This is a genomic window from uncultured Halopseudomonas sp., assembly GCF_963977355.1.
Classification (GTDB): domain Bacteria; phylum Pseudomonadota; class Gammaproteobacteria; order Pseudomonadales; family Pseudomonadaceae; genus Halopseudomonas.
Window position 1 is genome coordinate 52007 of record NZ_CAXBOV010000023.1, and the last position, 15154, is coordinate 67160.

Genomic DNA, 15154 nt, shown 5'->3' on the forward strand with positions numbered 1-15154 from the left:
TTTCACAACCAGGAATATCGAATGAATTATTGGCGTCTAAGTTGGCAGGTGATCTTACTCAGCATGCTCATTCCGAGCGTCCAGGCTCAGACCCTGTCGGGGGTAGCTGATCCTGCCGGGCGGGAAAGGGAATTGCTGCGCCGGGAGCAGAACCTGCAGGAACGCAGGCAGTTGCAGGAGCGTGAAGAGTCGCCGATTGCGCCCGAGGTTAGCGATACGCCCGATGAGGGGCCCGCGTTTATCCTCAATAGCGTGCGTTTTACCCAGTCGGAGTTGCTCTTGGCTGAGGAGCTGAGAACCATTGTGCTGCCCTACCTGGGTCAGCCCACGCAGTTATCCGATCTGAACCGGATGGTTACCCAGATCAACGCCGCCTACAGGGAAAAAGGCGTTTATACCGCGACGGCACTGCTGCCCAGGCAGTCCATAACGGATGGGGTGGTGGTTATTCGCCTGGTGGAAGGCAAGCTGGGCGAGATGGTGATCGAAGGCAACACCTACCTTGACGAGCCCTATGTGCGGGAGTGGGTGCCCTTTGCGGCCGACGAGACGCTGGTGGACATGAACGCCCTGGAAAGCAATATCCTGGAGTTCAACCGGGTCAACGATGCGCGCCTGCAGGCCGAGTTGCGCGCCGGCAAGGACTTCGGGCTGACGGATATTGTCGTGGCCGTGGATGAGCCCTTGCGCAACACAGTCCAGCTGTTTGTCGACAACTATGGTTATGAAAGCTCCGGGGTGGCCGAAGTGGGCGCAATCTATCGCCGTCAGGGGGTCTTCACCGGCAATGACCGCGGCCTGTTGTATGCGCTCGCGTCGGCAGGTAACCAGTCCGTTACCGCCATCTATAGCGCACCGGTCAAAGCCAGCCGCTGGCGCCTGGGTGGCAGTCTCGCCGTCAACCAGTCAGAGGTGACCGAGGGCGATTTCGAGGATCTCTCGGTAGAGGGCGATTCAACCAGTATCACCCTTGATGCGTCCTGGCTCGCCATCTCGTCCAATCATTTCTGGCTTAACGCGCTTGGCTCGGCGATGTATTCGAGCTCTGCGACCTCGGTGCTCGGGGCGGACATCAGTGACTACACCATCAGCAAGCTGAGTTCCGGTGCGCAAATGACCTGGCTAGGTTCTGGCTGGCAGATTTCAGCCCGGCAACTGGTCGGTTGGGTGAACGCGCAGAACCGCGCCGCCACTGACGGAGACTCGAGCTTCGCGGTGTTGAATGGCGATGCGAGCGCCTATTACCAGTACGGCCAGTCCGACTGGTACGGGTTGGCGCAGATGGATTATCAATACACCAATGAAGAGGCGCTACCCGGCGCTGTAGCCTATTCCATCGGCGGGCCGACATCGGTGCGTGGTTACGCGCCAGGGCTTATCAGCGGTGACTACGGCATCCAGACCAGTCTCGAAACCCACTACAGTGGCATGAGCGCACTGGGCGGTGATCTCGATCCCTTTGTTTTCTATGATTTTGGCACGGTGCTCTCGAAGAACCCTTCCCAGACAGCCCAGGCGGTGGGTGTGGGCCTTGGCTGGACGGGTGTAAAGGGCTTCTCGGCCAATATGACCTATGCCAATGCTCTGGACGATGTTCTGCCCGACCAGGATGACTGGGTCCTTTACGCCCGTTTGAGTTGGGAGTGGGGCAGGTAACAGCGCTGCGCTGAATCTGCCCGCCCTGGCGGCTAGGGATTGAGTCTCGGCCGGGTCACCCGGTCCACCAGATAGACCAGCCCGTGGTAGTCGATGCCGCCATGCTGGCTCAGACCAATCTCGCAGGTACGGCTGGTGCTGATGCCTTCTCCGCAGTATTGCACCGCGTCCCTGAGGTTACGCAGGGCATGGGCGTTCAGCTCCGGTGTGCTGAAACCCTTGTCGCCGGCAAAAGCGCAGCAGTGGATACCCTCGGGAATCACTACCTCGTTTGTGCAGCGCCGGACGATATCGATCAGACCCTCGGCTTCGCCCAGGTGCTGGGTGCTGCAGGTCACGTGCACTGCGATGGGCGCCTGTTGTGGCGTGAAATCCAGGCGCTGTAATAGGTGCTCGCGGATAAAGCGTACCGGATCATAGACATCCAGCCGCGGATCGGCGCCCTCCTGCAGCAGGCTCAGGGTGCAGGGCGAGGTGTCACAGTAGACCGGGTCCAAACCGCCACGGCTGGCTTCGAGCAGGGCGGCTATCAGTTCCTGCCTCTTCCGCTCGGCCTGCTCGGCATAGCCCTTGGAAGCAAAGGGCTGACCGCAGCACAGGCTATCCAGTGCCGCAGGAAGCACCACCTGGTAGCCCGCCTTTTCCAGTAGCAGGCGCGTCTTGTCCATCAACGGCACCTGCTCGGCATCCGTCGCCGCCGGGCCCATGGCGCGGGAAACACAGGCGGCCAGATACACCACCCTGGGTCGCGAGTCGTCGTTAGTGACGGGCAAGCGCATGTGCCGGGCCGGTTCCGGCATGGCTGGCGTCCATTGCGGAACGCGCCCGCGGCTGGCCTTGCTCAGGGCGGCCGAGGTGCGGGCCAGCAATGGCGCGCCCAGGGTCGCACGGGCGCCGCTGGCCAGATAGAGCATGGCGCGGCTGGCGCCGACTGCGGCACGGAAGTGGTCTGCCAGCAGGTTGGCGGTGCGCACACTGTTCGCGTCCCGTGCGCGCAACTTGCGCACCAGATCGCCGGTATTGATGCCCACCGGACAGCGCTGGGCGCACAGGCCGGTGGCGGCGCAGGTATCGATGCCCTGGTAGCGGTAGTCACGTTCCAGCGCAGTGGTATCGATACCGGCGCGTTTCTTCGCCTGGATATCACGCCAGATCACGATGCGCTGGCGCGGGCTCAGGGTAAGCCCCTGTGACGGGCAGACCGGCTCGCAGAAACCGCACTCGATGCACTTGTCGACTATCTCCTCGGCGGCGGGCAGCGGCTTGAGGTGTTTGAGGTGAATCTGTGGATCCTCGCTGAGCACCACATCGGGGTTGAGAATGCCCTGGGGGTCGAGCAGGCGCTTGATCTGCCACATCAGCTGATAGGCGTCGCTACCCCATTCCAACTCGACAAAGGGGGCCATGTTACGGCCGGTGCCGTGTTCGGCCTTTAGCGAGCCGCCGAATTCCACTGCGACCAGTTGCGCTACGTCGTGCATGAAGGCTTCGTAGCGGGCCACCTGGGCCGGATCGTCAAAACCCTGGGTGAAGACGAAATGCAGATTGCCCTCAAGGGCGTGGCCGAAGATGATTGCCTCGTCATAGCCATGGCGCTCGAACAGCTCGATCAGGCGGTTGACGCCCTGGGCCAGTTGTTCGATGGGGAAGGTCACGTCTTCGATGATCACCGTGGTGCCGGTCTGACGCACTGCACCCACGGCAGGGAAGGTGTCCTTGCGGATCTTCCACAACTGATTGTAGACCAGCGGGTCTTCACTGAACTCCACGCATTTTTCCAGCGCGAAGTCGGCGATCGAGGCCATGATCAGCGCCAGTTGTTCATGCAGTAGGGACTGGCTGGCGGCACGGGATTCGATCAGCAGCGCGCAGGCGTTTGCCGAAAGGTCCTTCACCCAGGTGGGCATGCCCGGCTGGTTTTCCACCGAGCGCAGGCTGCGCCGGTCCAGCAGCTCGACTGCCGAGACCGGCTGCGGCTTGAGCACGGTCACCGCGCGGCAGCAGCTCTGCACATCGGGAAATATCAGCAGGGCGCTGGCTTTGAATGGATAGTCCGGAACGGTGTTGTAGGTCACCGCGCTGATGAAGCCCAGGGTGCCCTCGGAGCCGACCATCAGGTGGCTGAGAATATCCAGTGGCTGGTCGAAATCGACCAGGGCATTGAGCGACAGTCCGGTGGTGTTTTTCAGGCGGTACTTGTGCCGGATACGGTCGGACAGAGCCGTGTCGGCCCGGGTGCGCCGGCCCAGCTCACCCAGTTGCTCGAGCAGCGATGCATGGCTGGACTCGAAGGCCGCCACGCTCTGCGCATCCTCGGTATCAAGCACGCTGCCATCGGCCAGCACCAGACGGATGCCTGCCAGGGTGTGATAGGTATTCTGCGCGGTGCCGCAACACATCCCGCTGGCGTTGTTGGCGACAATGCCGCCGATCTTGCAGGCATTGATCGACGCCGGGTCGGGGCCGATCTTGCGCTGGAATGGCAGCAGCACCGAGTTGGCATGGGCGCCGATCACGCCCGGTTGCAGGCGGATCTGCCGACCCTCGTCGCGTACCTCGCGGGCGCCCCAGTGGTCGCCCAGCACGATCAGCAATGAGTCGGAAATCGCCTGACCGGACAGACTTGTGCCCGCGGCGCGGAAGGTCACCGGCACCCGATGGCTGCCCGCCAGTTGCAGCAGTTGCACCACCTCCTGTTCCGACTCGACGCGCACCACCAACTTGGGTATCAGCCGGTAAAAGCTGGCGTCGGTGCCGAACGCCAGCGTCGAAAGCGGGTCATCAAAACGCCGCTCCTTCGGCACAATGTCCTGTACGGCAGTCAGAAAGGCGGCGGGCAGACTCATGGCGACTCCGGATTGGGTGGGTGGCAGCTCAGTGGCCCAGTTCGCGGACCAGCGAATCGGCGCTGATCTCGCTGATGGTCTTGGCACCCGTCAGTACCATGGCCACGCGCATCTCCTTGTCGATCAGCTCCAGCAGATTGCTCACACCCGCGCCGCCAGCGGCGGCCAGCGCATAGATATAAGCACGCCCGAGCATCACGGTGTCGGCTCCCAGGGCCAGCATGCGTACCACATCCAGACCAGTGCGTACGCCTGAGTCGGCCAGTATGGTCAGATCGCCCTTTACTGCATCGGCGATCGAGGGCAGGGCGCGGGCGCTGGACAGGGCGCCATCGAGCTGCCGCCCACCGTGGTTGGAGACGACGATGCCGTCGGCACCAAAACGCACTGCATCGCGGGCGTCTTCCGGATCGAGAATACCCTTGATGACCATCGGGCCGTCCCAGAATTCACGAATCCACTCCAGGTCCTTCCACGAAATCGAGGGATCGAAATTCTCGCCCAGCCAGCCGATGTAATCGGCCAAGCCGGTGGGGTTGCCACGGTAGGTCGAGATATTACCCAGGTCGTGGGGGCGGCCAAGCAAGCCCACGTCCCAGGCCCAGGCCGGGTGCGTTGCCGTCTGCAGCATGCGGCGCATGGGCGCGTTGGGGCCGCTCATGCCGGAATGCGCATCACGGTAGCGGGCACCGGGCACCGGCATATCCACGGTAAACACCAGGGTGGTCACACCGGCCGCCTTGGCGCGCTCAAGTGCATTCTTCATGAAGCCCCGGTCCTTGAGCACATACAGCTGGAACCACATGGGCCGGTCGATGGCCGGCGCCACTTCTTCGATAGGGCATACCGAAACGGTGGACAGGGTAAAGGGAATGCCCTTGGCCGCTGCCGCCTTGGCTGCCTGCACCTCGCCGCGCCGGGCATACATGCCGGTCAGCCCCACCGGTGCCAGCGCCACTGGCATGGCCAATGTCTCGTTGAACAGTCGGGTCTCCAGGCTCAGTTCCGACATGTTGCGCAGCACGCGCTGGCGCAAGGCGATACCGGACAGGTCCTCGACGTTGCGTCTTAAAGTGTGCTCGGCATAGGAGCCACCATCGATGTAGTGGAACAGGAACGGCGGCAGTTTGCGTTGGGCTGCGGCGCGGTAATCGGTGGAGGCGGAAATGATCATGGGCATCACTCTGAAACGGCAGAAGACGGGAAAAACCGGACGGTCGCATGGACTGCAACCGCTCCGGTCAACGCGTTACGGGTGGCGGTCAACCAACCACCAGCGGGTCACTCACACCCAGTACGTACACGGCGAACAGGGCAATCAGACCGGTGAAAAGCACATAGTACAGCGTCGGCCATACGGTCTTGCGCAGGATGCTGCCCTCGCGACCCAGCAGACCGACCGTGGCGGAAGCGGCAACCACGTTGTGAATCGCGATCATGTTGCCGGCCGCTGCGCCAATCGCCTGTACCGCGACAATCAGGGCGCTGGAAATGCCCAGGCTGTTGGCCACACCAAACTGGAACTGGCTGAACATCATGTTGCTGACGGTATTGGAGCCGGCAATGAACGCGCCCAGGGCGCCGATGCTCGGTGCCAGCAGCGGATAGATGCCGCCCACACTGTCGGCGACCCACAGCGCCATCAGGATCGGCATGCTCGCCAGATCCCCATCGTTGACGCCGGAGTTGATCAGTATGCGCACCATGGGCACAGTAAACAGCAGCACAAAGCCAGCGCTCAGCAGCACGCCCGAGGATTCCTTCACGGCAGCGCCCAGCTCACGCGGCTTCATGCCGTGCAGGAAGAAGGTAGCCAGCACCACCGCGACGAGAATGCCGCCTGGCAGATACAGGGGCATGAAGTTGGCGCTGACGCCAGTCTCACCCAGCAGGTCGGGGAAGTTGAGCATCACTGCCTTGAGGCCGGCGCTCACCTCGGGAACCACACGGCTGACCACCAGTAACAGACCGACCAGCACATAGGGCAACCAGGCGCGGAAGCTGCTCATGGATTTGGCGGTCAACTGGTCCAGCTTCATCTCGACGGTACCCAGCCACTCGCTCGGCCAGTCCTTTGCCGGGGCGAAATCCCAGGTAGTCTTGGGTAACAGAAAGCCCTTGCGTGCCGCGGTGGTCACAATCGCCAGGCCGATCAGCCCGCCACCCAGTGAAGGAAACTCCGGACCCAGGAAAATGCCGGTAGCTGCATAGGGCAGGGTAAAGGCCAGACCCGCAAACAAGGCAAACGGCAATACTTCGAAGCCCGCCTTCCAGCTCTTGTCGGTACCAAAGAAACGCGTGAGCATCAGCACCATGATCAGGGGCATCGCTGTGCCGACGATCGCATGGATGATGGCAACCTCGCTGGTGATCAACTGCAGAAACTGCGCCCATGAAGAACCCTGCTCGAGCAACTGCGCACCGATCACGGCTGAATCCAGACCGGTACTCACACCCACCACAATGGGCGTACCCACTGCGCCAAAGGATACCGGTGTGCTTTGCACCAGCATGCCCATGAGCACGGCGGCCATCGCCGGAAAGCCGATCGCGACCAGCAAGGGTGCGGCAATCGCCGCGGGTGTGCCAAAACCCGAAGCGCCCTCGATAAAACAGCCAAACAGCCAGGCGATGATGATTGCCTGAATGCGGCGGTCTGGACTGATGGTGGCAAAGCCCGCGCGAATCGCGGTGATACCGCCCGAGTGCTTGAGAGTGTTGAGCAGCAGAATCGCGCCGAAGATGATCCACAGTAGCCCGATGGTGATCACCAGGCCCTGAAGGGTAGAAGCCAACACACGATTGAAGCTCATGTCCCAGGCAAACAGGCCTACGGCAGCGGTGACCAGGTACACCAGTGGCATGGCTCGCCTGGCGGGCCAACGCATACCTACCAGCAAAATAGCTGCCAGTAGAATCGGGGAGAACGCCAAAAGAGCGAGGAGTCCGGTAGACATGGTGAATCTCCGCTCAGAGTTGTGTGGGGCGGCAGAGCAGAGCCACATCACGACAGGGGTGGATGAATACGATCGGCATATAGACCTCAGTCATTGTTCGAATTATTGTGGGGCTGCATGATTGGTATTACCAATTTACAATGCGTAGCGTTCAGACTAAGAGTCTGATCCCGGGGTGTCAATCTGCCGGGGCTACAACTTTGGTCGCAGGGCGCAGGATGGAAAGCGTGTTGTGAGCGCTTCAGCGGCTGGTTAGACTGACTCGTTAGCGTGCAGCAGAGCGCTTGGCAAGGTGGCGAGAGGGGTGGGAGAAAAACATGGGTTTTGGTCAGATACGAGCACGCCGTTTGTCGGATGACATTGTCACCAAGCTTGAGGGCATGATCCTCGAAGGTACGCTCAAGGCTGGCGAGCGCCTCCCGGCGGAGCGGGTACTGGCCGAACAGTTTGGTGTCTCGCGGCCATCCCTTCGTGAAGCGATTCAGAAACTGGCGGCCAAGGGGCTTTTGGTCAGCCGCCAGGGCGGCGGCAATTATGTTGCCGAATCCCTGGGATCGACCTTCAGCGACCCCCTGTTGCCCTTGCTCGAAGACAACCCCGAAGCCCAGCGCGACCTGCTCGAGTTTCGGCATACCCTTGAAGGATCCTGCGCCTTTTATGCTGCCCAGCGAGCCACCGAGCCGGACCGCCAACGTTTGACCGAGGCGTTCGAGGCGCTGCAGGACTGCTATTCGCGGGTTGGCGAGGTCAGTCGTGCCGAGGAGGGCGCTGCCGACGCGCGCTTTCATCTGGCTATAGCCGAGGCCAGCCATAACGCTGTGTTGCTGCATACGATTCGCGGGCTTTTTGCTCTACTCAAGCGCAACGTGGTCACCAACATTGGCGGTATGTATGCGCAGCGTACAGAAACCCGCGACATGCTTATGACCCAACACGGCGAGCTGTATCGGGCAATCATGGCTGGCGAGGCGCAGAAGGCGAGAGAGTGTTCTGACCGCCACATCCACTACGTCCAGGAAGTGCTGGCCGACGTGCTGGAAGAAAGTCATCGCGTGGCCCGTGCGCAGCGGCGCCAGAGTCTCTAGCAGCTACCGGCCTTCTTCAGTAGCACCACATTGGCGCAAGGTATCTCGCAGTGCCAGTTGCGCAGCCGGGCAATGGCCTGAAAGGTGGCTTCCCGGTAAAACATCACATGGGTGGGGTCACGTCGATAGTGCCACTTGGCAAAGGCGGCGTCGTCGGTCTGGAACATCGTCATCACCGCGAGCCAGCCGCCCGGCATGAGCAGGCGGTCGAGCAGAGCGAATTCGTCGAAGGGATGATGGAAGTGCTCGGCGACTTCAGTGCAGGTGACGAAGTCATAACGCCGCTCAAGAACCTCAGGGTTATCAAAAAACAGCGGGTCGTAGATGCTCATCTGGTGACCTGCCTCGCTCAGTATCGAGGCCAGGGCCGGGCCGGGTCCGCACCCATAATCCAGGCCAGATTGATCGGGCTCCAGGCGTGCCAGCAGCGGGTCTGCCACCCGCCCGAGGAAACGCCGATAACCAGCATCTTCAACCTCGTTACGGTGCAGCCTGTACTGTTGTTCCGCCACTGAGCCGTCTGGTAATTGGGCGGGATCGAGGAAGGTGACCTCGCAGTGCAGGCATCGCCAGTAGTCCCGTGACTCAACTTGCATGAAGTGCCTGCAATCAGGGCTATGGCAGACAGGGCATGGGAAATCCGCTGGCATTGGTTAATCCACGAAAACAGATGTTGCCGGTTTGAACAGCCGGTGCGGTATCCACCACAGGTAAAATGCCATGCCGAACAGCTCCACCAGAGACTGGAACACGATAACAATCACTGCGGTTTCCCAGCCCGTTGGCAGCGCCAGTGCCAAGGGTAGAACCACAAAGGAATTGCGCGTACCCATGCTGAACGCGAGCGTGCGACCGGAATCCAGGGGTAACCGTAGCCAGCGAGTGAGCCCACGCGCCAACAGGGCAGAAAAAACCAGAAAGCCGACAAAGACCGGAATAACCGCCAACAAAATCGGGCCAGCGGAGATTACCGTGTTGACCTGCGCCGCAGCAATCATGAATACCACCAAACCCAGCAAGGGCACGGGCAACCACGCCAGATGCTCGCGCCAGGCAGCTCGCTCCTCATGCGTTTCCATCCAGCGCTCGGTGATGGCCGCGAGCAGCAATGGCAGGACAATCAACACCAGCGCGGCGGGCAGCATTGTGACGGTGATTTGTGCGGCATCGAGTTGGCTTTTTGGCAGCATGAGCCAGAGGTAGATTGGCAAGAGGAGCAATTGCAGCAGCAGATTCAGAGGTGTGGTGGCAACGGCTTTGGCGGCATTCCCTCGGCCGAGGTGAGTAAAGGTAATGAACCAATCCGTGCAGGGCACCAGCAGCACCAACAAAACGCCCAGCTGCAGCGCTGGATCATCGGGCAACAGCGGCAATATGATCCAGAGCAGTAGCGGGATACATATGAAGTTGCCTAGCACCATGGACACAAGAAAACGTCGGTCTCGGCAAGCCTCCCGCACATGCAGTAGCGGTACTTGCATAAAAGTGGCATATAGCAGCGCTGCCAGAACCGGCCATAGAGACGCTTCAAAAACAGATGCGCTGCTCGGCGCCAGGGTGCCGAGGACCAGGCCACATAGAATGGCGACAACATAGATCCACACCTGGTGGCGTTCCAGAAGGTCCCGGCTCAACAGTGTCGACTCCTGGAATAGAGCATTAAGTGCTCCGGTATGTTTGGGGGTACTCGCGCATGTCAGCCGAATATCGAAGGGTCTCTCTAGTCATATTCGCAGAGTATAAACAGTAGGTCGTCAGGGGAGTGGAAGTATTGCCACAGCAACCCCTGCTAAATCACTTCTGCTTATGCGCCTGTTTACATCGATCAAAACCTGCCCGGCTCCTCTACTATGGCCGTACAAAAATAAAGGGGAGTACGCATGAAAAAATGGATCATCTCTATAGCGTTGCTGCTTGTAGTGGGATGCGGCATTTTCTGGGCGACAGCCGACAAGGATATGCGCAGGCTGATTTTGAGCTTCCCAACCGACGCTAATGTGCTTTTCTGGTCTACAGCGCAGCGCGATGCTGGCTTTCGTGCCCTGGATCGCGTTCCAGCCTTGAGTCAATCCCGGGTCATTGCGGCAGGGGATGATGTATACCCATTGCCTGAGGGCGCGCCGCTGGACATCGGGTTGGATGTGGATGCCTATATGGATTCGCAGCGCGCCGCAGCCCTGGTGATAGTGCAGGGCGGCAAGGTTCGGCTGGAAAAGTACGGGCTGGACTTCGGCCCTGAGGGGCGCTGGACCAGTTTCTCGGTTGCCAAATCCTTTACCTCAACTCTGGTGGGCGCTGCCATCAAGGATGGCTACATCAAGAGTGCCGATGACATGGTGTCGGACTATATCCCTGATCTCAAAGGTTCCGCCTACGATAACGTGACCATCGAGCAACTGCTGACCATGACATCCGGCGTGGCCTGGAACGAGGACTATGCGGACCCGCAATCAGACGTGGCGCTGTTCAACGCTCACAAGGCCGAGCCGGGCGTGGATGTGACCGTGAGTTATATGCGCCAACTGAAAGCAGAGGCTGCGCCCGGCACCAAGTGGGTTTATAAAACCGGCGAGTCCAACCTGATCGGCGTGCTGGCAAGTTCCGCCGCTAACAAAACGTTGTCTGAATACCTGTCCGAGAAAATCTGGAAGCCTTTTGGTATGCAGCAGGACGCAACCTGGCTGTTGGGTTCCGGTGGGCATGAAATCGGTGGCTGCTGCATGCAGGCTGCGACCCGGGACTTTGCCCGCTTTGGCTTGTTCATCATGGGCGGCGGTATCGCCGGTGGCGAGGCCGTGCTACCTGAGGGTTGGATTGCCAAGGCAACAACCAAACAGGCTGATATTGGCGTGCCCGGACACGGCTACGGCTATCAATGGTGGACGCTGGATGATGGCACCTACATCGCCCAGGGGATTTTCGGCCAGGGCATCTTTATCGATCCCAAGCGGCAATTGGTGATCGCCTCTAATGGTAACTGGCCGCAGGCGACTGATAGTCAAGGCGGTGACCAGGCTAAAGAACGCTTGGCTTTTTACCGGCAAGTGCAATTGGCAATCGATCGGGAGGTGCAGCCTTAGAGGTAGCGCGTCAGTGCAACAGCATTAATTCAATGCAGTGTTCAGACTGCCAGATCTCAGTCATTTACTTTGGCTCGCAAAGTAAATGACTGGGCGCATGCTGACTTAAGAAACGAAAATAAGACTAGGTTGAAATTGAAAAGGTATTGAGGCTACACGATTTCCATACGTTCCAATTTATCCACCTGCTCGGCGATGTCACCCAATCCATCTTTCACTCCAGCAAGTGCAACGAGTGGAAAAGATATCGAATCCACAATGTCTTTTGCATTGGAGCCTTTTTTACGAGCAGACATCATCTGCTCAGCCAAACAAATAACCGCCGACAAAGGGCTCGGGTTGGCATGGTTCAAGGGCGACCGTTGTTGCAGCACGGCGACGCAAAGCTCGGTTGGCAGTTTCCAGAGCTCCAGCAACGCGGCGCCAGCTTCGGGGCTGGTGAATTGAAAACGATCCAGTTCCGCGGCGTTACGATCTCCCCCTTCGTCAACCAGTGCCTGTACTGCTTTAGCGCGATTGGGCGTTGTCAGATGCAGAAGCAAACGCCCTATATTGCTGATAATGCCAGCCGTGAAAGCAACACTTGAGTCAACGGCACTGGTTTTTTTGGCAATGATCTTGCAGATTTCACCTGTTTCAAAAGACTCATTCCAAAACCGTTTGATATCCAGCCCCTCTACTTCACCCGTGACAGAGCCCGATAAGCCTGAGGAGATCACCAGGACCTTCAAGCGCTCTAATCCGATCCTCACAATAGCCTCATCGATCGAATCGACCTTGCGCGGCAGCCCGTAGTAAGAAGAATTCACCATGCGTAAGATCTTCACCGACAAGGTCGGGTCTTTGGCAACCTTGTTTGCGATGGCATCCAGATTCGCATTTTCGTCGGACAATACCTGAATAAGCTCTTTGACTACCTCAGGTACGTTAGGGAGCTTATCTTTTTGCGCTAATAACTCATTTATATCCATTCATGGAACTCCTTGGTAACAGGCCGCTGTAACGCCATGTCCAGCGGTTCTTGTTCGTTAGACTGCCATCAAAAGTACGTCCCACGCTGTTGGAAAGCAATACGGCAGAGCAATAGGCTGACGCTTAATACTCGATGTTTTTTCGTTTCGTCAGCGCCAGATCGCAAATAGCATGCAGGCGGCGAATTGCGTGCCTAGAATGAGGGTTGGTTGGCAGGTGAAACGGATGCAGTCCTCGGCGCACTCGAGCACACTGGAAGTGTCCCCTCTGGTTTTTACCAGCCGCATTAGTGTCGCAAGGAGCAAGACAATGGATAACCTCGTACTGCAATGTCGCTGTGGTCAGATCAAAGGCCGGGCTATTAATATCAACCCTGCGGACCGAACCCGCGTTATCTGTTACTGCAAGGATTGCCAAGCCTTTGCCCATGCCCTGCAGGCAGGCGCGGTGGTACTCGATGAACAGGGCGGTACCGACATCTATCAATTGCCGCCCGCGCGACTGCAGATTCATCAGGGTCAGGATCAGATTCGCTGCCTGCGCTTGAGCGAAAAAGGACTTTACCGCTGGTATGCCGGCTGCTGTAACACCCCGATCGGTAATACCCTTTCTCCCCGGGTACCGATGATTGGATTGATTCATTGCTTCATCGCCGACCCCGAACGTGAAACCAAGCTGGGTCCAGTGCGTGCCTGTGTCAATCTGCGCGGCGCTACCGGTCAGATACCCAACAGTCAGCTCAACGCGGCACCCGCACGCGGTTACGTGGGTAAACTTATTCTGAAAATGCTCGGCTGGAAGCTGGGCGGCAAAGCACGACCCAATCCACTTTTTACCCGTAAGGGCGACCCGATAGCCAGCCCGCGCATTCTGAGTCCAGGTGAGACGTTATAAGATGGGCAGGCAAGAGTATGAGAGGCGATACTTGTTGAAAACTGATTTCATCGATGATGGATGCAGCCACGGGGCTTGACCGGAGGAGTACATTTTTATCCGCGCATCGACTCTGAAGTGACCTATTTATCCTGGAAATCCATGGCACCCAGATGATCAATCGAGAGCGACAGCTCGAGGCAGCCTGCCAATCTCTCGCTTGGTATAAAAGTGCGCTATTACGGCGCTTACCATCACCACAATTACGATGGTGTAGAACATGGACACCATGGGGTAACCCCATAGCACGATGAGCGCATAGTTAATCACTGCAGGTATCACCAGTTGCCTTGCAATACCGAGGTACATCGGGAACATGGGCTTGCGCATTGCCTGCAGCATCGCGACGCTTTGGAATAGAACCACATACGCATAAAACGCTAGAGCATCGATTCTGAGATAGGTTATGCCGGTGCGCTGTATTGCCTCGGCGTCGGTGAAAAGGCCCACCATGAGCGGAGATAAAAAGTACATGACCGGAACTGAAACCAGCGCCATAGCCAGTCCAATCAACAAACTCTTCTGGTAAGTCTCAGCCACTCGCGAATTGTTTCCGGCCCCCATATTCTGACCGGCAATAGCCATAACCGCGCTGTTCAAACCCAGTGCAGGCAACAATAAAAGCTGTTCAAGCCGCAAACCCACGGTGTAACCAGCCACGTGATTGCTGCCAAACTGCCCAATCAGCGCCACGGTAATGAAGCCACCCAGAACGATGGTGAGCATGTTGAAGCTAGCGGGCAGCACCTGTTTGAGCAACGCTTGCCAACGAGGCCAGTCGAACGCAGGTCTTATGCGGATATTCAGCCGTTTGGCAAGCACGCGTAACAGGTAAAAGGCAGTTGCCAATTTAATAGTTACGGTTGCCAATGCTATTCCCGTCACGCCAAGCCCGAGGGCAAACGTGAAAAGCGGATTCAATGCAAAGTTCGCAAAAAAGCCAATGGCTAGTGCGTTGCGGTTGGACTTGGTATCCCCCAGGGCCATCAAAGCACCCGCGGCACCAAAGGAGAGGGTGAAGCCGATGGAGCCTGCCAGTGTTACCCACAAATACTCCATGGCCAACGGTTCGATATTCGGCTCTGCTCCCAGCAATACGACCAAGGGCCGGGCGGCTAAAGCACCGAGCAAAATCGAGATAACACTGAACCCAATCGCCATTCCGCAGACGTTGTCGATCCAGTATTTGGCCTGACTTGTGCCATCACCCAAGGCGCCTCGGCCAACCTCCGGCGCGATCATGGCTGACGCACCCGTCTGTATTCCGATACCAATGGAAAGCAACAAGAAAAACACGCTGCCTGCGATCGACAAGCCGGCAAGCGCGTCGTCACCAAGGTAACCCGCGAACCAGATGTCTGTGAGGTTGTACAAGGTGTTGAACAGCATTCCCATTGATGCCGGGATTGATAGCCTTACGATGTGGGCCAGGACTGAGCCACTTGTCAGGGAGGGTGACGTCGGGGTGTTTTTCAAGGCGAATTCTGAATCATGAGGGTGGCCAAGGCTGATAGGGTCTGAGGTGCTGAATGCGGAGGTCGGCACTATTGCGATGGTAACCCAAGACTAGTGAATCGCCCCTAGTTTCGTAGACACCTCCAGGCCTTATAATCGAGGCACCGAGG

General features: G+C 58.6%; 11 protein-coding genes. 4 read left to right on the top strand and 7 right to left on the bottom strand.

Translation table 11 applies throughout. The annotated features are described in order from the left end of the window. Positions 1–21: 21 nt before the first annotated feature. A complete protein-coding gene (locus AAC076_RS13190) occupies positions 22–1656 on the top strand; it encodes a ShlB/FhaC/HecB family hemolysin secretion/activation protein (RefSeq protein ID WP_339846414.1) in 1635 nt (544 codons plus the stop codon). A gap of 32 nt (positions 1657–1688) precedes the next feature. Here AAC076_RS13190 and AAC076_RS13195 read toward each other — a convergent pair whose 3' ends face one another. From AAC076_RS13195 to AAC076_RS13205, 3 genes are all read right to left on the bottom strand, one after another. Then, positions 1689–4502, bottom strand: coding sequence for an FAD-binding and (Fe-S)-binding domain-containing protein (locus AAC076_RS13195; RefSeq protein ID WP_339846415.1), 2814 nt, complete (start codon positions 4500–4502; stop codon positions 1689–1691). Between the two features lie 28 nt (positions 4503–4530). Next, positions 4531–5676 carry an FMN-dependent L-lactate dehydrogenase LldD gene (gene lldD, locus AAC076_RS13200; RefSeq protein ID WP_339846418.1) on the bottom strand — a complete coding sequence of 382 codons (1146 nt, stop codon included), beginning with the start codon at positions 5674–5676 and terminating at the stop codon, positions 4531–4533. Between the two features lie 88 nt (positions 5677–5764). After that, on the bottom strand, positions 5765–7459 hold the full coding sequence (locus AAC076_RS13205) for an L-lactate permease (RefSeq protein ID WP_339846421.1): 1695 nt from the start codon (positions 7457–7459) through the stop codon (positions 5765–5767). 317 nt (positions 7460–7776) lie between these two features. Here AAC076_RS13205 and AAC076_RS13210 point away from each other — a divergent pair, with 317 nt between their 5' ends. Then, the gene (locus tag AAC076_RS13210) at positions 7777–8544 is read left to right on the top strand and encodes an FCD domain-containing protein (protein ID WP_339846422.1); all 768 of its coding nucleotides are present in this window, start codon (positions 7777–7779) and stop codon (positions 8542–8544) included. Here the strand turns inward: AAC076_RS13210 and AAC076_RS13215 are convergent. Further along, entirely contained in the window at positions 8541–9140 is a 600-nt protein-coding gene (locus AAC076_RS13215) for a class I SAM-dependent methyltransferase (RefSeq protein ID WP_339846424.1), read from the bottom strand. The genes AAC076_RS13210 and AAC076_RS13215 overlap by 4 nt on opposite strands. 57 nt (positions 9141–9197) lie before the next feature. Next, positions 9198–10178 carry an arsenic resistance protein gene (locus tag AAC076_RS13220; RefSeq protein ID WP_339846426.1) on the bottom strand — a complete coding sequence of 327 codons (981 nt, stop codon included), beginning with the start codon at positions 10176–10178 and terminating at the stop codon, positions 9198–9200. A 246-nt stretch (positions 10179–10424) separates the two neighbouring features. Here AAC076_RS13220 and AAC076_RS13225 point away from each other — a divergent pair, with 246 nt between their 5' ends. Further along, the gene (locus AAC076_RS13225; RefSeq protein ID WP_339846428.1) at positions 10425–11624 is read left to right on the top strand and encodes a serine hydrolase; all 1200 of its coding nucleotides are present in this window, start codon (positions 10425–10427) and stop codon (positions 11622–11624) included. Positions 11625–11776: 152 nt separating this feature from the next. On the opposite strand, the gene AAC076_RS13230 is transcribed toward AAC076_RS13225, so the two are convergent. After that, positions 11777–12595 (bottom strand): HDOD domain-containing protein, encoded by an 819-nt coding sequence (locus tag AAC076_RS13230; protein WP_339846430.1) that lies wholly within the window; start codon positions 12593–12595, stop codon positions 11777–11779. Between the two features lie 310 nt (positions 12596–12905). On the opposite strand from AAC076_RS13230, the gene AAC076_RS13235 reads away from it, so the two are divergent. Then, a complete protein-coding gene (locus AAC076_RS13235; protein ID WP_339846433.1) occupies positions 12906–13490 on the top strand; it encodes a DUF6151 family protein in 585 nt (194 codons plus the stop codon). 156 nt (positions 13491–13646) lie between these two features. Here the strand turns inward: AAC076_RS13235 and AAC076_RS13240 are convergent, their stop codons facing one another. Further along, on the bottom strand, positions 13647–14924 hold the full coding sequence (locus AAC076_RS13240) for an MATE family efflux transporter (protein WP_339846435.1): 1278 nt from the start codon (positions 14922–14924) through the stop codon (positions 13647–13649). Positions 14925–15154 lie beyond the last annotated feature (230 nt).

Bases quoted from the DNA above. Each gene is read 5' to 3' on its own strand.
- AAC076_RS13235 (WP_339846433.1), top strand. From the start codon at position 12,906: ATGGATAACCTCGTACTGCAATGTCGCTGTGGTCAGATCAAAGGCCGG.
- AAC076_RS13215 (WP_339846424.1), bottom strand. From the start codon at position 9,140: ATGCAAGTTGAGTCACGGGACTACTGGCGATGCCTGCACTGCGAGGTC.
- AAC076_RS13230 (WP_339846430.1), bottom strand. From the start codon at position 12,595: ATGGATATAAATGAGTTATTAGCGCAAAAAGATAAGCTCCCTAACGTA.
- AAC076_RS13205 (WP_339846421.1), bottom strand. From the start codon at position 7,459: ATGTCTACCGGACTCCTCGCTCTTTTGGCGTTCTCCCCGATTCTACTG.
- AAC076_RS13240 (WP_339846435.1), bottom strand. From the start codon at position 14,924: ATGGGAATGCTGTTCAACACCTTGTACAACCTCACAGACATCTGGTTC.
- AAC076_RS13210 (WP_339846422.1), top strand. From the start codon at position 7,777: ATGGGTTTTGGTCAGATACGAGCACGCCGTTTGTCGGATGACATTGTC.
- lldD (WP_339846418.1), bottom strand. From the start codon at position 5,676: ATGATCATTTCCGCCTCCACCGATTACCGCGCCGCAGCCCAACGCAAA.
- AAC076_RS13190 (WP_339846414.1), top strand. From the start codon at position 22: ATGAATTATTGGCGTCTAAGTTGGCAGGTGATCTTACTCAGCATGCTC.
- AAC076_RS13195 (WP_339846415.1), bottom strand. From the start codon at position 4,502: ATGAGTCTGCCCGCCGCCTTTCTGACTGCCGTACAGGACATTGTGCCG.
- AAC076_RS13225 (WP_339846428.1), top strand. From the start codon at position 10,425: ATGAAAAAATGGATCATCTCTATAGCGTTGCTGCTTGTAGTGGGATGC.